At 70.6% G+C, this 19,496-nt stretch carries 21 protein-coding genes; all 21 read right to left on the reverse strand.

Going from position 1 to position 19,496, the window contains the following annotated elements; translation table 11 throughout:
* Positions 1-147: 147 nt before the first annotated feature.
* The gene (gene catC, locus FPZ41_RS04635; RefSeq protein WP_322619818.1) at positions 148-426 is read right to left on the reverse strand and encodes a muconolactone Delta-isomerase; all 279 of its coding nucleotides are present in this window, start codon (positions 424-426) and stop codon (positions 148-150) included.
* A 22-nt stretch (positions 427-448) separates the two neighbouring features.
* Positions 449-1,303, reverse strand: a complete 855-nt coding sequence (catA, locus tag FPZ41_RS04640) for a catechol 1,2-dioxygenase (RefSeq protein WP_152859375.1) — start codon at positions 1,301-1,303, stop codon at positions 449-451.
* Between the two features lie 30 nt (positions 1,304-1,333).
* The gene (locus FPZ41_RS04645; protein ID WP_152859377.1) at positions 1,334-2,437 is read right to left on the reverse strand and encodes a mandelate racemase/muconate lactonizing enzyme family protein; all 1,104 of its coding nucleotides are present in this window, start codon (positions 2,435-2,437) and stop codon (positions 1,334-1,336) included.
* Positions 2,437-3,651 carry an amidase gene (locus FPZ41_RS04650; protein WP_152859379.1) on the reverse strand — a complete coding sequence of 405 codons (1,215 nt, stop codon included), beginning with the start codon at positions 3,649-3,651 and terminating at the stop codon, positions 2,437-2,439. The genes FPZ41_RS04645 and FPZ41_RS04650 overlap by 1 nt, the downstream gene beginning before the upstream one ends.
* Entirely contained in the window at positions 3,648-4,205 is a 558-nt protein-coding gene (locus tag FPZ41_RS04655) for a flavin reductase (protein ID WP_322619819.1), read from the reverse strand. The genes FPZ41_RS04650 and FPZ41_RS04655 overlap by 4 nt, the downstream gene beginning before the upstream one ends.
* Positions 4,202-5,155, reverse strand: coding sequence for a PDR/VanB family oxidoreductase (locus tag FPZ41_RS04660; protein ID WP_152859381.1), 954 nt, complete (start codon positions 5,153-5,155; stop codon positions 4,202-4,204). The genes FPZ41_RS04655 and FPZ41_RS04660 overlap by 4 nt, the downstream gene beginning before the upstream one ends.
* 51 nt (positions 5,156-5,206) lie before the next feature.
* Entirely contained in the window at positions 5,207-5,986 is a 780-nt protein-coding gene (locus tag FPZ41_RS04665; RefSeq protein ID WP_322619820.1) for an SDR family NAD(P)-dependent oxidoreductase, read from the reverse strand.
* The gene (locus tag FPZ41_RS04670) at positions 5,983-6,507 is read right to left on the reverse strand and encodes an aromatic-ring-hydroxylating dioxygenase subunit beta (RefSeq protein ID WP_131557715.1); all 525 of its coding nucleotides are present in this window, start codon (positions 6,505-6,507) and stop codon (positions 5,983-5,985) included. The genes FPZ41_RS04665 and FPZ41_RS04670 overlap by 4 nt, the downstream gene beginning before the upstream one ends.
* Entirely contained in the window at positions 6,497-7,756 is a 1,260-nt protein-coding gene (locus tag FPZ41_RS04675) for an aromatic ring-hydroxylating oxygenase subunit alpha (RefSeq protein ID WP_152859383.1), read from the reverse strand. Before FPZ41_RS04675 ends, FPZ41_RS04670 begins: the two co-directional genes overlap by 11 nt.
* A complete protein-coding gene (locus FPZ41_RS04680) occupies positions 7,753-8,115 on the reverse strand; it encodes a hypothetical protein (RefSeq protein WP_152859385.1) in 363 nt (120 codons plus the stop codon). The genes FPZ41_RS04675 and FPZ41_RS04680 overlap by 4 nt, the downstream gene beginning before the upstream one ends.
* Before the next feature lie 29 nt (positions 8,116-8,144).
* Positions 8,145-9,305 carry an acyl-CoA dehydrogenase family protein gene (locus FPZ41_RS04685; protein ID WP_152859387.1) on the reverse strand — a complete coding sequence of 387 codons (1,161 nt, stop codon included), beginning with the start codon at positions 9,303-9,305 and terminating at the stop codon, positions 8,145-8,147.
* 133 nt (positions 9,306-9,438) lie between these two features.
* Positions 9,439-10,659: a metal-dependent hydrolase family protein gene (locus FPZ41_RS04690; RefSeq protein ID WP_152859390.1), complete on the reverse strand. Its 1,221-nt coding sequence runs from the start codon at positions 10,657-10,659 to the stop codon at positions 9,439-9,441.
* Positions 10,656-12,098 carry an ATP-binding protein gene (locus FPZ41_RS04695; protein WP_152859392.1) on the reverse strand — a complete coding sequence of 481 codons (1,443 nt, stop codon included), beginning with the start codon at positions 12,096-12,098 and terminating at the stop codon, positions 10,656-10,658. Before FPZ41_RS04695 ends, FPZ41_RS04690 begins: the two co-directional genes overlap by 4 nt.
* Positions 12,099-12,112: 14 nt before the next feature.
* Entirely contained in the window at positions 12,113-12,715 is a 603-nt protein-coding gene (locus FPZ41_RS04700; RefSeq protein WP_152859394.1) for a response regulator transcription factor, read from the reverse strand.
* Positions 12,716-12,733: 18 nt separating this feature from the next.
* Complete coding sequence (locus FPZ41_RS04705; protein WP_152859396.1) at positions 12,734-12,994, reverse strand: hypothetical protein; 261 nt, start codon at positions 12,992-12,994, stop codon at positions 12,734-12,736.
* Positions 12,991-13,419, reverse strand: a complete 429-nt coding sequence (locus tag FPZ41_RS04710) for a nuclear transport factor 2 family protein (RefSeq protein WP_152859398.1) — start codon at positions 13,417-13,419, stop codon at positions 12,991-12,993. The genes FPZ41_RS04705 and FPZ41_RS04710 overlap by 4 nt, the downstream gene beginning before the upstream one ends.
* On the reverse strand, positions 13,416-14,252 hold the full coding sequence (locus FPZ41_RS04715; RefSeq protein WP_152859400.1) for an ATP-binding cassette domain-containing protein: 837 nt from the start codon (positions 14,250-14,252) through the stop codon (positions 13,416-13,418). Before FPZ41_RS04715 ends, FPZ41_RS04710 begins: the two co-directional genes overlap by 4 nt.
* A complete protein-coding gene (locus FPZ41_RS04720; protein ID WP_152859402.1) occupies positions 14,249-16,015 on the reverse strand; it encodes a dipeptide/oligopeptide/nickel ABC transporter permease/ATP-binding protein in 1,767 nt (588 codons plus the stop codon). Before FPZ41_RS04720 ends, FPZ41_RS04715 begins: the two co-directional genes overlap by 4 nt.
* Positions 16,012-16,953, reverse strand: coding sequence for an ABC transporter permease (locus FPZ41_RS04725; protein WP_322619821.1), 942 nt, complete (start codon positions 16,951-16,953; stop codon positions 16,012-16,014). The genes FPZ41_RS04720 and FPZ41_RS04725 overlap by 4 nt, the downstream gene beginning before the upstream one ends.
* Positions 16,954-16,992: 39 nt before the next feature.
* A complete protein-coding gene (locus FPZ41_RS04730) occupies positions 16,993-18,501 on the reverse strand; it encodes an ABC transporter substrate-binding protein (RefSeq protein WP_152859404.1) in 1,509 nt (502 codons plus the stop codon).
* Between the two features lie 96 nt (positions 18,502-18,597).
* Entirely contained in the window at positions 18,598-19,485 is an 888-nt protein-coding gene (locus tag FPZ41_RS04735) for a sugar phosphate isomerase/epimerase family protein (RefSeq protein ID WP_152859406.1), read from the reverse strand.
* Positions 19,486-19,496: the final 11 nt, after the last annotated feature.

Here is a 19,496-nt window from a genome sequence, read left to right on the forward strand (position 1 = left end):
CGAGAACCACGAAACCGTCGAACACCAGTTGTGGACGCCCACGTTATTCCACCCCGCTCGCCTCAAGTAAATCAGCGGTCCCAACCCACTTGTCCGGCTGGGCGGTTGGCCGGCTTGCTCCCCCCACCGAGGGGGGAGCGCCCAAGGTCAGCCGACTGCCGACGGGTGCCGGGCCAGCGGCGTCACGGTGATGTCCATGTAGGGAAAGAGCGGCAGGTCCCAGAGGAGTTCGTTGAGGCGGTCGTTGTCGCTCACCTCGAAGACGCTGAGGTTCGCGTACTGACCGGCACAGCGCCACAAGTGCAGCCACTCACCGCTGTGTTGCAGCTTCTGCGCGTACTCCTTCTCCGCCGCGAGGAGCGACGTGCGGAGTTCGGGGTCCATGTCGGGCGGCAGTACGACTGTCATCCGGACGGCGAAGAGCACGGGCACGCCTCCTTTCGTCGGGTCAGGACGCCGGGTCGAGGACGAAGTCGTACACGACCTCGTTGCCGCCCCCGGAGGCAGGCCGCGGGTCGAGGACGAGTTCGGGCTTGACCGCGGACGCCACGTCGTCCTGGATGTGTTCGCCGCCCCTGAAGTACAGCTGCGTGGTGAGCGGCTCGTAACCGGGCGCGGACACCTTCAGGTGCAGGTGGGCGGGGCGCCAGGCGTGCCAGCCGGCGGCGGCGATGAGCCGGCCGCAGGAGCCGTCGGTGGGGATCTGGTACGGGGCGGGCTCGACGGTCGTCACCGCGAACCGGCCCTCGGCGTCGGCGACGACGCTGCCGCGCAGGTTCCACTCCGGAAGGCCGGGCGCGAACTGCGCGTACAGCCCGTCGTCGTCGGCCTGCCACATCTCCAGCAGGGCGCCGCCGAGCGGCTCGCCCGACACGCCGGTGACCTGCCCCTGGAAGAGCAGCGGGGTGCCCGGCTCGTTCTCGCGCATCGGCAGGACGGCGGTGCTGGGGAGGGCGGGAGCGCCCGGTACGTAGTACGGGCCCTCGATGGTGCCTTTGCTGCCCTCGCGGGCGGCACCCGCGACCTCCTCGACGACGTGCTCGATCCACACGTCCAGGAACAGCGGCCACTCTCCGTCCTGGCCGACCGCGATCAGCCACGCCTTGAGAGCGTTGTACTCGTCGTAGGTGACCCGGTGGCGGCGGATCACGTCGTGTACGGCGGTGAGGACCTCGGTGGCCAGCGTGTTGACGCGGGCGGTGTCGGTGCCTTCGGTGGGCAGGGAGGTCTTGTCGGTGAGGAAGCGTTCGGTCGCCGAAGCGCCGGATGCGGCGGCCGTGGGGGTGAGGGCGGTGTCGGACATGGTGGTGCGGCTCCTTCGCGGGTGGAGGGGTCAGTGGTCCTGGCGGTAGCGGGCGAGCTTGTCCTCGTCGATCGCGACGCCCAGTCCGGGCCGGTCGCGGACGGCGAGCGTGCCGCCGGTGATGGTGAGTGGTTCGGTGAGCAGGTCGTCGCTCATGTCCAGGAAGTTGGACAGTTCGCCGGCACGCCGTGACGTGGCGGCATGGGCGGCGCCGAAGGCCACCGTGCACACGGTGCCCAGCTGACCGTCGATCTGGTTGCCCATCACCACTTCGGTGCCTAGTCCCTCGCACTGGAACAGCACGCGCTGGGAACGGGTGAAGCCGGTGCGGGCGGTCTTGATGCTGATGGCGGTGGCGTCGCCGTCGAGCAGGGAGCGGGTCACCTCGGCCGGTGTGGTGGCGGACTCGTCGGCGACGAACGGGACACGGCAGTCCCTGACGAGCCGGCGGCGGCCGAGTACGTCGTCGGCGGGGCACAGCTCCTCGGCGAGCGTCAGGCCGAGGTCGTCCAGTTCACGCAGGGCGAAGGCGGCCTCGGAGGCGGTCCAGCCGCGATTGCCGTCGACGTACAACTCGGCGTCGTCGCCCAGGGTTTCGCGCAGGGCACGGCACACGTCGAGGTCGAGGCGGACCGGGCGGCGGCCGACCTTCACCTTGAAGACGGTGATGCCGTGGGTGTCGCGGATGCGTTCCGCCTCCGCGGTCACGCACTGGGGTGTGTCGAAGCCGAGCATGTGGCTGACGCGCATACGGTCGGTGCTGCCGCCGAGCAGCTGGGTGACGGACCGCCCGCAGGCCTGGCCCGCGATGTCCCACAGCGCCATGTCGAGGGCGGACTTCGCGGCCGGGTTACCGACCGTGCGGTACAGGAGGGCGTGGACGCGCTCGCGGGCGAAGACCTCCGCGCCCAGCAGTTGCGGGGCGAAGACCTTCTCGATCACCCCGGTCACGGATGCCTGCGTCTCGCCGTAGGTGAACGGACGCGGTGGGGCGTCCGCCACGCCGACCAGCCCCTCATCGGTGTGTACGCGGACCAGGACGTGCTCGGCGGTGTGCACCTCGCCGCTCGCGAACCTGAGTGGCTTGGTGTAGGGGATGGCGTACGGGATGGCCTCGATCCCGGTGATCTTCATCAGGGGCTCCCGGTGATGTCCTGGACGAGGGTTTCCGTGTGCCGGGCGATGCCGAGCAGACGGCCCGCGCGGTCGGGGTGGCCGATGAGCTGGAGGCCGAGGGGCATGCCGTGCGGGTCGCGGTGCCCCGCGATGGTGACGACGGGCAGGCCGAGCAGTTGCCAGGGGCGGCTGAGGACCGGTGTGCCGGTGGCGTCGAGGCCGTGCGGGGCGGGGCCCGGAGCGGCAGGGCCAAGGATTACGTCGGCACGGTCGAGTAGGTCGAGGATCCGGGTGCGGGCGCTGTCCCTGACGGCGAGCGCCGCCTCGTAGGCGGCCACAGGGGTGTCGCGTCCTCGTTGCAGGAGTTCGCAGAGGTGTGCGCTCAGTGCCTCGGGGTGCCGTGCCTCGGCTTCGAGCGCGCGGGCGGCCTCGTACGCCATGACGGTGGCGTGCGTCTCGGCGAGTACAGGTGTGCCGGTCCGGTCCCCGAGATCGGCCGTTTCCGCGCCGAAGGCGGCCAGGGCCCGTCGGGTGTGCTCCAGCGCGTCCAGCATCGCCGGGTCGATGTCCGCCAGTTCGGTGCCGGACCACAGCAACACCTCCGGGGACCGGGGCTCCTCGGTCAGGGTGCCGTCGACGGCCTCCACGGCCGTGGCCAGGAAGCCGACGTCCGCCGCGAGCAGTCCGGGCGCGTCCAGGGTCCGGCTGAGGCCGGTGAAGCCCGTGGTCGGCCACGCGCCCGCCGGGGCGACATATCCGGCGACACCGCAGAAGGACGCCGGCCGGGTCAGGGAGCCCGCGGTCTGCGAACCCAGTGCGAGCGGTACGACGCCGGAGGCGACCGCGGCGGCCGAGCCGCTGGAGGAACCTCCCGGTGTATGGGCGGGGTTGTGCGGATTGCGGGTGGGACCGGGCTGGAAGTACGCGAACTCGGTGGTCACGGTCTTGCCCAGCGGAACGGCGCCCGCCCTGCGCAACCGGTCCACCAGCCAGGCGTCGGCCGTGGCGATCCGCCCCCGGCGCAGCGGGGAGCCGCACTCGGTGGGCAGTCCGGCAACGTCGATGATGTCCTTCACGCCGAACGGCACACCGCGCAACGGGCCGGACGACACGCTCTCGGCAGCCGCACGGGCGCCGTCCGCGTCGACCCGGACCCAGGCACGGATTCCGGGCTCGGTCTGCTCCAGGCGACGCAGTGCCTCCTCGACCGCGGCCGTCCTCTCGGTGGTCATGACCCGGCACCTTCCGGAATCAGGGGCGTGGCGTCGAGGCGGTGGAACGCCCGGTTGAAGTAGACGAGGCTCTGCCCGCCCGAACGGGTGCGGATCTGCTCGACGTCGACGAAGAGGACGCTGTGGGAGCCCATGGGGACGGTGTGGCTGACGGTGCCGACCGCGGTCACCAGGGCGTCCTTGAGGACCGGCACGTCCTGGGTGCGGTCCCAGACGTCCCAGGTGAAGCGCTCGGCCATGGGCACCTTGGTGGCGCCGGCGAAGTGCAGTGCCAGTTCCTGCTGGTCGCCGCCGAGGACGTTGACGCAGACGTGACCGTTGGTGCGGAAGACGTCGTGCATGGCGCTGGAGCGGTTGACGCAGACCAGGAGGGTCGGCGGTGCGTCGGTGACCGAGCAGACCGCGCTGACGGTGAGGCCGCAGCGGCCGCTCGGGCCGTTTGTCGTCAGGATGTTGACGGCTGCCGGGAGATGCGCCATGGCCTCCCGGAACTCGCGCTGATCGGGGGCCACGGCGGTGCCGCTCCTCTCCTGCTCGGGTCGGTTCTCGCTCACCACAGCTCGACCACCAGCCGCGGCGACTTCGCGCGTGACACACAGGCGGCGATCTGGTCGCCGGCCGCCTTCTCCTTCGCGGACAGGCAGTGGTCGCGGTGGTCGGGTTCGCCCTGGACGACCCGCAGGACGCAGGTCCCGCAGATGCCTTCCCGGCACGAGGTTTCGAGGGGGACGCCGCCCGCCTCCAGTACGTCGGCGATGCTCTTGTCCGGTGGCACCGTGTACACCTCACCGGTGTCCAGTTCGACTTCGAAGCCGGTGGCGGGTTCGGCTTTCAGGACGTCGCCTGCCTGGAACAGCTCACGGTGGACGCGGTCCTCGGGCAGAGTGCGGGCCGCGAGCGCGCCGACCCGGTCCATGAAGCCCTGGGGGCCGCAGGTGTAGACGTGTGCGTCCGGCCCGGCCCCGGCGAGTCCCGTGGCCAGGGCCCTGGCCGTGGCCTCGCGTCCGAGGCCGAAGTGGAAGACGACGCGGTCGGCGAAGGCGCTGCGTTCGAGCAGGCCGACGAAGGCCGCCTCGGCCCGGCGGCGTGCCACGTAGTGCAGCCGGAACTCGGCGCCGGTGGTGTGCAGTTCGTACGCCATCGCCAGCAGCGGGGTGATGCCGATCCCGGCCGCCACCAGGTGGTGCTCCCCGGCGTCGGCGGCGAGCCCGAACAGCCGGCGGGGCTGCCCCACGGTCAGTTCGGTGCCCCGGTCGGCCTTGTCGTGCAGGGCCTGGGAGCCGCCGCGGGAGTTCTCCTCGCGTTTGACCGCGATGGTGTAGGCGCCGGTGTCGTCGAGTGGCCCGCACAGGGAGTAGGGGCGGGTGATCCCGGTGGGTCCGGTCACGTCGACGTGTGCGCCGGCCGGATACGGAGGGAGGGCGTCGCCGTCGGAGCGGACGAGCCTCAGGGCCTTGATCGTGTCGGTTTCGTCAGCGGTCTCGGTGACGGTGACAGTGAACATCCGTCTGCCTTCGCGTTCGCGGGTGGTGCTGATGTGGTGCTGACGGCGCTGTCAGCGCATGTAGAGGCCGCCGTTGGCGTCCCAGCAGGCGCCGGTGACCGCGTCCGCGTGCTCGGCGGCGAGCAGGACGGCCATGTCGGCGATGAACCGGGGCCGGCCGAGGCGGCCGACCGGGATCGACGCCTCGATCTGGGCGAGCCGGTCCGGGGCGACGGTCTCACGGACCACCGGGAGGTCCTGCGGTCCCGGGGAGATGGCGTTGACTGTCACCCCGTGCGGTCCGAGTTCGCGGGCGAACACCTTGGTCAGTGTCGCCACACCCCCCTTGGCCGCCGCGTAGTGCGCGCCCGTCGCCGTACCGCCGTTCTGGCCGGCGAGGGAGGCGATGTTGACGATGCGTCCGTAGCCGCGCTCGGCGAAGTAGGCGCCGAAGACCTGACAGCCGAAGAAGGTGCCGTTGAGGTTGGTGGTCACCACGGCGTCGAAGCTCTCCGGGCTGATCCGCATCAGGGGCTCGACCTTGGACTGCCCGGCGTTGTTGACCAGGACGTGCACGGCGCCCCAGCGTTCGGTCAGCTGGTCGCGCACCCGGACGAAGGCGTCCTTGTCCCGCACGTCCAGGGCGAGACCCACGGCGTTGCGGCCGGAGGGGTCGAGCTCCGCGGCGGCCTCGGCGGCGGCCTCCGCGTCCAGGTCGGTCAGGGCGACGCGGTAGCCCCGGTCGTACAGCCGCCCGGCGATACAGCCGCCGAGGCCGCGGGCCGCGCCGGTCACCAGTGCGACACGGTGGGCGTCGTCCTCCCAGCTCTCGCCGGTTCCCTGCGGGCTCACAGCAGGAATCCCGATGCCGTGACGGTGTCGTCCGAGTTGACCAGCCGGACGACCTTCCGGGAGATCCGGGGGCCGTCGGCGTCCCACACGATCCGGTGGGTGAGGTCGGCGGCGAGGACGAAGGTCTCCTCGCGCTTGTAGCCGACGAGGACCTGCGCCGAGCAGATCTCGATCGCGTCCGGCTCGCGGCCGGTGACGACGAAGCGCGAGACGGTGCGGACCGTGCGCGCCGCCGCGGCCGCGGAGATGGAGAATCCGCCGGTGAGGCGCTCGATGCGCATACGGCGCATCCGGTCGTCGTCGAAGACGAGGTTGAGGGTGGAGGCGAAGTCGGTGGTCTCACGGTCGATGGGGACGACGTACTCTCCCCCCTCGGCCCACAGGCCGTCCCAGTCCTCGTACCGCCGGGCGTCCAGCAGGTGTGCCTCGCGCCAGATGAGGGACACGGCCGCCAGGGCACGGGGGTCGTCGAACGGCAGTGCCGTGGCCGGGGCGGCCGTGCTCGGGGCGTCACTCGCCATCCGTCATCATCCTCTTCCACATCGCGTAGGCCTCGCGCATCCCGGTCTCGTCGGTCGCGTGGGAGGTGGGCTGCCCCAGGTCGTTGGGCTTCTCGCGGCCGAGGCCGCGGTTGACCAGGATCGGCATGTCGACACCGCCCGTCACGCCGCGCTGGACGCGGTTCCACGCCTCGGCGTCATCAGGGCTGCCGAAGCCGAACGGGCCCTGGAAATGCTCGTGGATGCGCAGCCGTTCACGGTTGACGATCTCCGGACCGCCGTCCAGGCCGAGGGCCACGTGCCGGATCTCCGTCTCGGCGACCGAGACCGGACGCAGGACGCGGAAGAACGACATCGACATGGCCACGTTCGGGAACAGATTGAGGTTGAACCCGGCGCCGTGCAGCGAGCGGACGATGCGCCGCACCTTCTCCGGCGGCATGTCCTTCGACAGTTCCTCGACGATGTGGCTGAAGCGGTCCTGGAGCTTCTCGGTGCCGTCGTCGACGTCGAGGTCGGCGTGCTCGGCAACGGATACGGACACGCTGTGGCCATTGCCGAGGGCGTGGGTGACCGCGCGCTCGTCGGTCATGATCGACAGCATGCTCGCGGTCTCGGCGTCGACCGACGACATCCAGGAGCGGTGCACGATCGGGAAGTGGTACCAGTCGGTGGTGTTCTCCAGTTGGATCTTCCAGTTGCCCCGGAAGCGGAACCTGTGCTCGCCCTGCACCTTGACCGGGTAGCCGGCGCCCTGCTTCATGAAGCGGTCGATCCACAGGCGGGCCCCGCCGAGGAAGTCCTCCAGCGGCTCGATGCCGTGGTCGAAGCTGGCGAAGATCATGCCGGCGTAGCTGCCGGCCTTCAGCCGCTGCAGCGGCAGGTCCTTCTTCTCGACGACGTCCTCGTAGCCGTCGGGGTAGGGGATGCCGCGCAGAGTGCCGTCCAGGGCGTACGACCAGGCGTGGTACGGGCAGGTGAAGCCGTTGCCGTTGCCCTTGGGGGTCTCGCAGACGCTGGCGCCGCGGTGGCGGCAGCGGTTGAGCAGGACGTTGATGCCGCCGCGGCGGTCGCGGCTGACGATGACCGGCCTGCGGCCGATCCAGGCCGTCTTGAAGTCTCCGGGCTTGGCGACCTCGCTCTCGTGCGCCACCCACACCCAGGTGCGGTGGAAGATCCGGTCCATCTCCCGCTCGAACAGGTCCGGGTCGGTGTAGAGGGTGCCGGCGACCCGGTCGGACTCGACCAGGGAGGAGATGTCGGGGCTCATCGGACCGCCTCCGGTTCGGGCAGCGGGCGGCCGAGGCGGGCCTCGATCTTCATGTAGCGCCACAGGCCGTGCTCGCCGACCTGCACGGTGCGCAGGAGGTTGCAGGCGGCGGCGACTGTCGGCTGGTCGACGACGTCGGCGAGGACGTAACAGGTCCACGGCCAGGAGCCGGACGGGCCGACCATGTGCTGGTCGTCGTCGATGGTGCCGAGGACGGTCACCCCGGGCAGCTCGAACAGCTGGGTGAGCATGGTGGTGAAACCGTCCCAGACCGTCTTGCCCTGGCCGGTGGGCAGGTCGAAGAAGTTCTGGTTGACGCCGATACAGAAGAGCACCCTCAGCGGGGAGTTGTCGGGCATGGGGATTCCTGCCTCTCAGAGGTAGCCGGTCAGAGGTAGCCGGGGAAGGGCTGGACGCCCATGAGCACAGCGCCGGCGCCGTCGTACATGCCCTCCTGGAGGAAGGCGTGCTGCGGGACGACCGACGCGTCGCGCAGGTAACGCTGGAGGGGGCTGCCGTCGGCGATGGCGCCGATGCCGCCGAGCTGGTAGGCGGCCCGGACGACTTCGAAGGTGGTCCTGGCCAGGTGGGCGGAGGCGAGCCGCAGCAGGCTGGCCTGCTCGGGGGTGGCCGGGTCCCCCGCCTCGACGGTGGCCCAGACCTCTTCGGTGGTCTCGTAGAAGAAGGCGCGCACGGAGCGGAGTTGGGCCTCGGCCTGCGCCACCGCGATGCGGTAGGTGGCGCGTTCGGCGGGTTTCGGGGCGCCGGTGTAGCCGGAGCGGCCGCCCTGGGCGATGACGTGGTCGAGGGCCGCACGGGCCACTCCGAGGCCGACGACGGCCAGGACCTGGGCCGCGTACGGAACCGTCGGGTAGCGGTACAGCGGTTCGTCGACAGCGGGCTCACCGCCGCGGACGAACGTCCACTCCTCCGGTACGACAGCTCCGTCGACCACCAGGTCGTGGCTGCCGGTGCCGCGCATGCCGATGACGTCCCAGTTGTCGATGATCTCCACCTGGTCGGGCCGCAGGACGGCGGTCAGCGGCCGGCCGGAGTGGTCCGCGCCGGACTTGATTCCCACGCCCAGCACGTCGGCCCCCTTGCAGCCGCTGGCGAACCTCCATCGGCCGGAGACGCGGTAGCCGTTCTCGACGCGCTGCGCGGGCTGCACCGGGAACAGTCCGCCGGCGAAGGCCACATCGGGGCCGTCCGCGTACAGCAGGGCCTGCGTCTCCAGTGGCAGTGCGGTGAGGTAGATGGCCGACGAGCCGAAGCTCGCGACCCAGCCGGCCGAGCCGTCGACCACGGATATCCGCTCGACGAGGTGAAGGAATTCAGCGGGCGACAGGGCGTCTCCACCGAAACGCTTCGGGACGCCGGCCCGGTAGATTCCGGCCTTCTTGAATTCGGCGATCACATCGCGCGGGACATGGCGTTTCTCCTCGAATTCGGCCCGCCGTCCCCTCACTGTCTCCAGCAGTCGGTCGAACGCCGCCCCGGCTTGCGAACGGCCTTCGGCCGCGGTCGGGGAATCCAGCGTCTGCGTCATGAGAAATTCTCCTCGCATTGCCGGGGCGGTTCTCTCTTCCGCCTCCCTTTCACGCTACGGGGATCAACCGCGCATTCACCATTGGGACTTGGCCGCGTCCGCGTAGGGGATTTCCCCTACGCTCGGGCCGCTATCACCGGGCCGTGATCAGGTCTTTTCGTACGGTTCCCGACTGCGCGACCAGCACGATGGCATCGGACCGGCCCAGTACGCCGATGTCGGCCAGCGGATCCCCGTCGACAACCACGAAGTCCGCGGTCTTTCCTGTTTCGAGGGAGCCCAGCGTCCTGTCGAGACCGAGAAGGCGTGCCGCGTTCAGGGTTCCGGCCGTGATCGCGTCGAGCGGTTCCATGCCCAGTTCGACGAGGTACGACAGTTCCAGCAGATTACGGGCGTGCGGGACGACGCCCGAATCCGTGCCGAGGGCGATGGGGACTCCGCGGCTGATCGCGTGCGCGATGTTTTCCCTGCTGATCCGGGCCCAGCGGCTCTTCTTGCGGAAATGGTGCTCGGCCATCGCCTCGCGGTCGAGCGGGGCGAAGACGGTGGACAGGGTGGGGACGAGGAACGTGCCGTGCTCCAGGGCCAGATCGCACAGTTCGTCGGTCATGCCATAGCCGTGCTCGATGCTGGTGACCCGGGCACGCAGGGCGTTGCGGATGCCGGCGCTGCCCTGGGCGTGCGCCGCCACGCGTTTCCCCCGGTGCCGTGCCGCCTCGTCGACGACGGCTGTCAACTCCTCGTAGGTCAGGCCCTCGTCGTCGGGGTCGTCGTGCGGGCTGCCCATGCCGCCGGTGGCGCAGACCTTGACGAGGTCCGCTCCGGCTCGCAGCACCCGGCGTGCCGCGAGCCGTGCCTCGTCGGCGGTGTCGGCGATCTCTCCCAGATGCGGTGCGGCGTCGACCCCTCCGGGCAGCGAGCAGTCGGCGTGGCCGCCGGTGTGGCTGATCACCTTCACGGCGACCTGGAGCCGAGGGCCTTCGATCAGGCCCCGCTCGATCGCGGTGCGGTAGCCCGCGGGCACACCGCCGAGGTCGCGCAGTGTGGTCACGCCGGCGTCCAGGGTGGCGCGCAGCCGCCGGGCGATCTCGAAGGTCTCCACCGTCGCGTCGGCGGCCAGCCCCGCGAGCAGCCCGCGTTCGGGGGTCATGCACAGGTGCGCGTGGCAGTCGATGAAGCCGGGCAGCAGCGTCCGGCCGCCCAGGTCGACCGTCGTCGCGGTGGGGGTGGGTGGTGCGCCCGCCGCCGGACCCGCGTAGGCGATGAGTCCGTCGTCCACGACGAGGACCGCGTCGGGCACGGGGGTGGCTCCGGTTCCCTGGATGAGGGTGGTGTGCTGGTATCGGGTGGTCATGAGCTTTCTGTCTCCGCTCGCGATGGGGCCGGCGGCAGCGTGAAGCGGAAGACCGCGCCGCGCGGCTCGTTGGGGTGGACGTCGATGTGGCCGCCGTGCCGGGTGACGATGCGGTGGCTGAGGGCGAGGCCGATGCCGCTGCCGTTCTCCTTGGAGGTGAAGACGCCGTCGAAGATCCGGTTGTCGGGGGGCGGTCCGTGGCCCTGGTCGCGGACGGCGAGTTCTGCGCGACCGCCCTCACCGCGCCGGGTGGTGACCTGTACCCCGCGCTCCTGCCGGGGCCATCCGGCCATCTCCTCGACCGCGTTGAAGGCGAGGTTCATCACGACCTGGCCGATGAGGACGTTCTCGCAGCGCACCGGCAGCGGCTCGCCGGTGAGGTCGAACTCGACGGTCACCGCGTGCTCCTGGGCCCGCAACTCGATGAAGTACGCACAGTCGCGCACGATCGCGTTGAGGTCGGTCAGTTGCTCGGACTGCTCCAGGCGTCCGACGTAACTCCGCAGGCTCCCCAGGATGCGACGCGCCCGGTCGATCTGCCGTACGGCGTTGTCGAGCCCCCAGGCCACCGCCGCGTCACCGGCGCCGTGGCCGAGCCGGCCGCGCGCTCCCTCGACGAAGTTGTACGCGGCGGCGAGCGGCTGGCTGACCTCGTGGGCGATGGCCATCGCCATGTCGCCCATGGCGTTGTAGCGGGCGAGGTGGTCGAGGTGCTGGGTGTCGCGGCGGTGCCGCTCCTCCGCGCGGACCCGGTCGGTGATGTCGTAGAAGAGGAGCATCCGGCCGCGCAGGTCGCTCTCGATCTCGATGTGCTGGCACGTCGCGGCATACCAGCGGGGCGCCCGGCCGGGAGCGGCGAACCGGTAGCGGCCCTCGCGTTCGGGTACGGGTCCGTCGCAGCAGTAGGCGGTGAAGTCGGCGCCGTCGAGGTCGCCGCCGAGCAGCCGGAGGGCGGACTCACTCGCGAACACCACGCTGTCGGCGTCGTCGAGGACGACGATCCCCTCGGCCAGGCCGCCGAGGAAGGCGCGCAGCCTGTTCTCGGTGCGGAACAGGTCCCGCTGGACCGCCTTCTCCTCGGCGATGTCCCGGAACTGGACCATCACCGCCGTCCGCGCCGCCAGTTCGACACGGATCGCGATCGCCTCGGTGAGGATCTCCTCGCCGCTCTTGGAGCGGTAGCACCACTCGGTGGCGCTGACGCCGTGCTCGACGGCGCGGCCGAGCCAGCGGTGCCCCAGTTCGCGGCTGTACTGGCGGGCGTTCTTGCTCATGTCGGGCGCCTTGAGCGGCTTCAGCTCGTCGACGCTCCAGCCGAGCAGTTCGCAGGCGGCCCGGTTGGCCCACAGGATGTCGAAGGTGCGTGCGTCATGGAGCAGGACGCAGTACTTGAGGGCCTGGGTCAGCTCGCGGAAGTCGTCCGGGGCGAGGTCGTCCATGTGTCTGCTCCCGGTCACCGTGCGTCGAGCCGGAGGACGTCCCGGACCAGGGCGGCCATGCTCTCGGCACCGGTCTTCTCCCGGATGCGGGCCCGGTGCACGTCGACGGTCTTGGCGCTGATGCCCAGCCGCCCCGCGATCTGTTTGCTGGGCACGCCCTCGACGGACAGCGCGAGCACTTGCCGTTCCCGTACCGTCAGGCTGTCCAACCTGGCGCGCAGTTCGCCCTGTTGGGCCCGCCGAGCGAACCGGTCCCGGGCCGTGCGCTGGGCGGCCTGCACGACGTCGAGCATGTGCTGCGGGTCGTACGGCTTCTCCAGGAAGTCGATGGCGCCGTTCTGCAGGGCGCGCACGGACATACGGATGTCGCCGTGCGCGGAGACGAAGACGACGGGCAGAGGGGACCCCGCCTCGTTGAGGAGTTCCTGGACGCCGAAGCCGCTGAGCTCGGGCATGCGGACGTCCAGGACCAGGCAGGCGGGCCGGGCGCGGTCGTAGGAGGCGAGGAAGGTCCGGGCGTCCCGGAAACGCTCCGAACGGATGCCGACCGATTCCAGGAGCCAGGCGAGCGACTCGCTCAGCTCCTCGTCGTCGTCCAGGATGTAGACGAGGCACATCGCAGCCGTCCCGTGTCCTCAGCCGTCCCAGACGGCCTGGGCGGTCCAGTAGTCGCTGCCGTCGGCGCTGACGCCGTGCCGCCACTCGGTGGTGCGGCGCAGCGTGGGTTCGACGCGGGCGGTGGCCTCGTCGGCGCCGGCGGGGCCGTCCTCGTCGACCGTCCAGTGGACCCAGTTGACCTCTCGGCCGGTGCTGTCGTGCGTGAACAGGTCGACGTGGTGCCAGCCGTAGTTGTGGGTGTCGGCGTAGCAGGTCAGAAGCATCGTGCGGGTGTTCATCGCTCTCCCGACAGCGGTTCGCTGAAGAGTAGTTCGGTGCGGAAGGCGGAGATACGGGGCCGGTCGGCGTCGAGGCGGAACGTCACGTCGAGTCGGGCGACCATGACCTCCGAGGCACCGGACGCGTAGCGGGAGAACTGCTGCATCGACCAGCTCCCCCGCGCCGTCGCCCCGTCGGTGTCCACCGTGCCGGGAAACAGCAGATGGACGTTCGTGCGGAAGTGCGGGTTGGGCGGCAGATAGGCCGAGAGCATCCGGACGATCGCCTCGCGGCCCTCACTGCGTCCGAACTTCTCGGCGTACGCGCTGCCGCCGCCCTCCCACACGGCGTCCTCGGTGAAGAGGTCGCCCAGATCGCCCTCGACGCGTGCGGGCACGTCGCACAGGGCGAGGTAGCGGGTCAGGGTGTCCGTCACGTCGGTCATGACGCCCGCAGCTTCAGCCGCTCCGAGCGGCGTTGCGCCTGCCGCTGCGGGTCCGGTACCGGCGCGGCGAGCAACAGCCCCTTCGTGTAGGGGTGTTCCGGGCGCTCGGTGACCTGGACCGCGTCGCCGGTCTCCACGATGTCGCCCCGGTACAGCACGGCCACGCGGTGGCTGATGTGCCGTACGACGGACAGGTCGTGGGTGACGAAGAGGTACGCCACGCCGGTCGCCTCCTGGATCTCGATGAACAGGTCCAGTACCCGGGCCTGGGTCGTCAGGTCGAGGGCGCTGACCGGTTCGTCACAGACGATCAGTTTGGGGTCCCGGCAGAGGGCCCGGGCGATGGCGATCCGCTGGCGCTGGCCGCCGGAGAACTCGCGGGGCAGCCGGCGGGCCGCGTCCTGCGGCAGGTACACGTGGTCGAGCAGCTTCTGGACCCTGCGTTCGGCGTCGGCGCGGGCGACGCCGGTGACGAGCAGCGGCTCGGTGAGGATGTCCATGACGCTCATGGCCGGGTTCAGCGAGGTGTACGGGTCCTGGAAGACGACCTGGATGTCCTTGCTGAGTGCCCTCCGTTCCCGCTTGCCGAGCCCGGAGACGGTCCGTCCCTCGAACCGGACGGTGCCCCGGGTGACAGGCGCGAGGCCGAGTACGGCCCTGCCCAGGGTCGTCTTGCCCGAGCCGGACTCGCCCACCAGGCCGAGCGTCTCACCGGGCGCGACGGAGAGGGACACGCCGTGCAGGACCCGGAAGGGCTTCCTGCCGCGGCCCTTGCCCGGGTACTCCACCACGACGTCGTCGAGTTCGAGGAGCGGTGAGTTCCCTGACGTCATGACGTCACCTCCTTGACGGGCTTCGAGGGAACGTGCAGCGCGCCCCGTGCGGGCCCGCCTTCGAGCGTGGAGTCCAGCAGCATGCGGGTGTACGCGTGGCCGGGCGACGCGAAGATCTGCCGTGCGGGCGCGGTCTCCACGATGCGGCCCTTCTGCATCACCGCGACCCGGTCGCAGATGTCGGCGACGACACCGAAGTCGTGGGTCACGAGGATCATGCCCATGTGGCGCTCCTGCTGGAGCGAGCGCATCAGGTCGAGGACCTCGGCCTGGACGGTGACGTCGAGTGCGGTGGTCGGCTCGTCGGCGATGAGGAGTTGCGGGTCGCAGGAGACGGCGCCGGCGATGAGGACGCGCTGCGCCATGCCGCCGGAGATCTGGTGCGGGTACGACCGGAACACGCGCTCGGGGTCCGGGATGCCGACCCTCTCGAGGAGGTCGAGGGCCTTGGTGCGGGCCTCGGCCCGGGACAGTCCCAGGTGCTTCCGCATGGGTTCCACCAGTTGGGAGCCGATGCGGAAGCAGGGGTCCAGGTTGGACATGGGCTCCTGAGGGATGTAGCCGATGCCCCGGCCGCGCAGGGCGTTGAGGGCGGCGAGGTCCAGGGCCAGCAGCTCCTTGCCGTCGAAGACGAGGTGGTCGGCCGTCACCCCGGCCTCGTACGGCAGCAGCCCGAGGACGGAGAACGCCGTCTGGCTCTTGCCGGACCCGGACTCGCCGACCAGGCCCAGGACTTCGCCGCGTGCCACGGTCAGGTTCACTCCGTCGACGACCGTCTTCTCGCCGTAGGCGACGCGCAGACCCTCCACGGTCAGGAGACGGTCCGCGGGCAGCTCGGCCACGGCTGCCGCGGCTTTCCGCGCGACGGGTTCGCGCCGCCTGACCACCCGGGGCTCGGCCGTGCCCAGTGCGTCCCGCACCGCGTTGCCGAGCATGCTGGACGCCAGGATGGTCAGGCCCATGGCGGCGCCCGGCCAGACCAGCAGCACGGGTGCGTTGTACACGTTGGTGAAGGCGTCGCCCAGCATCGCGCCCCAGCTGGCCTGGGACGCCTTGCCCAGGCCCAGGAAGGCGAGGCCGGCCTGGATGCCGATCGCCACGGCGAACACCTGGGTCGCCTGGATGACGGACGGCGCGATCACCACGGGCAGGACGTGCCGGCGGATGATGCGCGCGTCGCCGAGCCCGGAGACTCGGGCGGCGTCGACGTACAGCTCCTCACGCACCGCGAGCACCGAGGCGCGGATGAGGCGGAAGACCATCGGTGCCATGATCACACCGAGGACGATCATCGCGACGTTGAGGTCCTGGGACACGGCCGCCATGACCACGAACATCACGATGATCGCGGGCACGGCCATGATCACGTTGACGGTCCAGCCGGCCACCGCGTCGAACCAGCCCCGGTAGAAACCGCTGACCAGGCCGAGCGGCGCGCCGACCGCGAAGGCCACGAGGACGGCGAGAGTTCCGCCCAGGAGGCTGGTGCGTCCGCCGTACAGCAGCCGGGACAGGACGTCGCGGCCCACGCCGTCGCCGCCGAGGGGGTGGGTGGCCGACATCGGCGCGAGGGTGTCCGCCAGGACGCTGCGATCGGGCGCGTGGTCCGTGAGCAGCGGCGCCCCGAGGCTCACGGCGATCACCAGGGCCAGGACGAGGAGACAGACGACGGCGACCGGGTCGCGCAGGGACCGGCGCAGCAGGCGGTCCCGTTCGGGGGCCGCCGCGGACGCCGCGGGCGCCACGGAGTCCACGGGGGTCATGAGACACGCACCTTCGGATTGAGCCAGCCGTACGCGACGTCCAGCAGCAGGTTGACGGCGACGACGATGACGACGGTGACCACGACCGTGCCGAGCAGCACGGGCGCGTCGCCGCGCACGGCGGCCGAGTTGGCGAGGGTACCGATGCCCGGCAGCCCGAACACCTTCTCCACGACGACCGCGCCGCCGATCAGCCCGATGAACTGGAGGGCGAGCACGGTCAGGGCGGGCGGTGCCGCGTTGCGCAGCGCGTGCCGGTACACGACGCTGCGGGTGGTCAGGCCCCGGCTGCGCAGGGTGCGGACGAAGTCGGCGCGCAGGATGTCGATCAGGGCGCCGCGCACCTGCATCGCGGTGGCCGCGGTCGCGGCGACGGCGAGGGACAGGGCGGGCAGGGTGATCGAACGGAGCCAGCCGCCGGGCGAGGTGCCGAGGGCGACGTATCCGGTGGCCGGCAGCCAGCCGAGCCGGACGGCCAGGGTGACGGCGAGGACCAGGGCGATCAGGAAGCTCGGCACCGCGGTGCCGAGCACCGCGCCGAACTGCACCGCACGGTCCACCCAGCCGCCGCGCAGCGCCGCCGCGGTGCCCAGCGCCACGCTGAGCACCGCCGCGATCACCATGCCGGCGAGCACGATGGACAGGGTGACCGGCAGCGTGTCCGTCAGGGACTGGCTCACCGAATCGCCGGTGAACCACGAACTGCCCAGGTTTCCCTGAAGGGCCTGTTCGGCCCAGTGCCAGTAGCGCTCCACCAGGGGCTGATCCAGGCCCAGTTCACGGCTCTTGGCGGCCACAGCGGACGCCGAGGCCGTCTCGCCCAGGATGTTGCGGGCGACATCGGTGCCCGTGAGGCTGAGCAGCAGGAAGGTCGCGGTGGCCACGACGACCACCAGGACGGCGCCGGCGGCGATGCGCCGGAGCAAGAAGGCAAGCACGACAGAGTTCCTCCTTCCGGACGTCGGAGCGGGCCGAAGCTACTTCGCGGCCGGCGCGTAGTTGTAGATCGGCGGATACTGGGAGCCCGGCTGGGGTGTCACCTTGACGTCCTTCGCGGTCTCGTACGCGTTGGCGATGACGTTCCAGGGGGCGTTCCATGCCTGGTCGACGACGTAGGTGTTGAGTTCCTCGAACAGCGCCTCGCGTTCGGCCCCGGTCGACCTGCCGATGCGGTCGATGAGGCCGTCGGCCTTGGGGTCGCTGTACTTGAAGGGGTTCCAGGTCGACTTCTTCGTCAGCTCCAGCTGGACCTTGTCCCAGGCCGTGGGCGCGCCGAGCTTGAAGTACGACATCGCGTACTTGCCGGAGAGCATGGCGCTGAAGATCTGGTCGCTGGGCAGGGTGTCCAGCTTCACCTTGATGCCTATGTCCTTGAGGGACTGGGTGAGGGCGGCCTGCTCCTGCGGGAAGTTCGTGGAGAGGTCCGGGATGGTGACGGCGAAACCGTTCGGATAACCGGCCTCCGCGAGCAGTTTCCTGGCCTTCTCCGGGTCGTACGTGTAGGTCTCGTCGAGCGCGGCCTTGTAGCCGTCCTCGCCCTTGGCGAACATCTGCGTGGTGGGCGTGCCGAGTCCGGTCTTGGCCGACTTGATGATCGCCTCCCTGTCGAAGGCATGGTTGAGGGCCTGACGGACCTTCAGCTTGCCGAGGGCGGGCACCTTCTTTCCGGCGCGGTCCCAGATGTAGAGGCCCTCGATATCGCCGGGCTGGTAGGTGACGACGTTCAGACCGCGGCCCTTCACGGTCGCCACCCGGTTGAGGTTGAGGGTGGCGCCGTCGAGCTGGCCGGACAGCAGCGCGTTGGTGCGGGCGGTCGGGTCGGCCAGGTACTTGATGACGATCTTGTCGTAGGGGAATGCCTTGGTGTTCCAGTAGCCGGCGTTGCGCGTGTAGGTGTACGTCTGGCCGGCCGTGGTCGCGGCCGTGTCCATCTTGTACGGGCCCGAGCCGATGGGTGTCCTGGGGTTCTCCAGCGCCTTCGGACTGGCGATCATGCCGGAGACCTGGCCCAGCGCGGGAAGCAGGGCCGCGGTGGGGTGGCTCAGCCTGATCGCCACGGTGTGGGAGTCGACGACGTCGACGCCGGTGATGTCCTGGATCTCGCCCGCCGCGGAGGCCGTGCCGCTCTTGGTGTGCAGCAGGCTCTTGCGCACGGCGTCCGCGTCGAGGGCGGTGCCGTCGGTGAACTTCACTCCCTCGCGCAGTTTCAGCCTCAGGGTGGTCTGGGCCTTGTCGTACGACCACGAGGTGGCCAGGTTGGGGGTGGGCTCCCCCTTGGTGTTCAGCCGGATCAGGGTGTCGTACACCGGCTGGTAGTACTGGGACTCGGGGCCCATGCTGGCCTTGGCCAGGTCCCACGGTGTGGCCGCGACCGATTCGGCGAGCGTCAGGGTCCTGTCCCCGCCCGCGGCCTGTGTGCCGCCGCCGCAGGCTGTCACCGTCGCTGTCAGAATTCCCGCGCCGATGAACGCCACTGTCTTGCGCATGTTCTCTCCACCTGTCTCAATCCTTCGGCTCCTGGTCGCCCCGTCTGCGGCCGTGCCCGGCCGGTACTGCTCGTGGTCCGCGTGTCCCGGTCATGGCTACGCGTGCTTGGCGGCCCACTCCCCGCAGAGCCGCACGCTCTCCTCCGGTGTGGGCCTGGCCCCGCGGTCGACCTCGACGATCAGCCAGCCGTCGAAGTCGTCCGGGAGCGCGCCGACGAAGCCCTCGATGTCGGCGTTGCCGTGGCCCGGCTCCGACCACAGCCCCGCCAGCACCGTCCTGCGGTAGTCCCAGCCCGCTTTCCTGGCCTCGGCGGCGAGGTCGAGGTCCAGGTCCTTGATGTGGACGGCCGCCACCCGGTCCGCGTAGTCGCGTACGAGCCCCGCGGCGTCGGCACCCGCCCAGGCCAGGTGGCCCATGTCGGGTCCGAAGCCGAGGACGGAGGCGTCGACCGTGTCGAGGATGAAGCGGGTCTCCTCCTCGGTCTCCGCCCAGGTGCCGACATGCGGGTGGAAGGCGGGGGTGATGCCCTGGGCCCGGACGATCCCGGCGATCTCGGCCAGCAGGTCCCGTACGCGCTCCAGCCGCCCCTGGTCGGCGAGGTGGCCGACGGCGGGTTGGGCGACGCGCTCGGCGTCCTTCGCCATCCCCATGGCGAGGAAAACCGTCGGAACGCCTAGTGCGGCGTGCTGTTCCGCGACGCGGGCCGCGGTGTCCCGGAAGGTCCCCCGCTCGGACTCGTCGTCCGTGAGGCGGACGGGGATGTAGCCGGGAGCGGGGCTGATCCCGTACTCGGCGAGTCTGGCGGCGTACGCCTCCGGTGCCATGTCGCCGGGGACCGCACTGTGCAGAGCCGTGATACCCGCGTCGCGGATGACCGCCAGCTGCGCGTCGAGCGAAGGGGCCAGGGAGGGGTCGATCCAGCCGTCGGCGCTCGCGACCCACTGCAGGGGGTTGATGGCGAGGCGGTCCTGCCTGATCTTCATGGTGTTCGGTC

Source organism: Streptomyces acidicola (assembly GCF_009377235.1).
Taxonomy (GTDB): Bacteria; Actinomycetota; Actinomycetes; order Streptomycetales; family Streptomycetaceae; genus Streptomyces; species Streptomyces acidicola.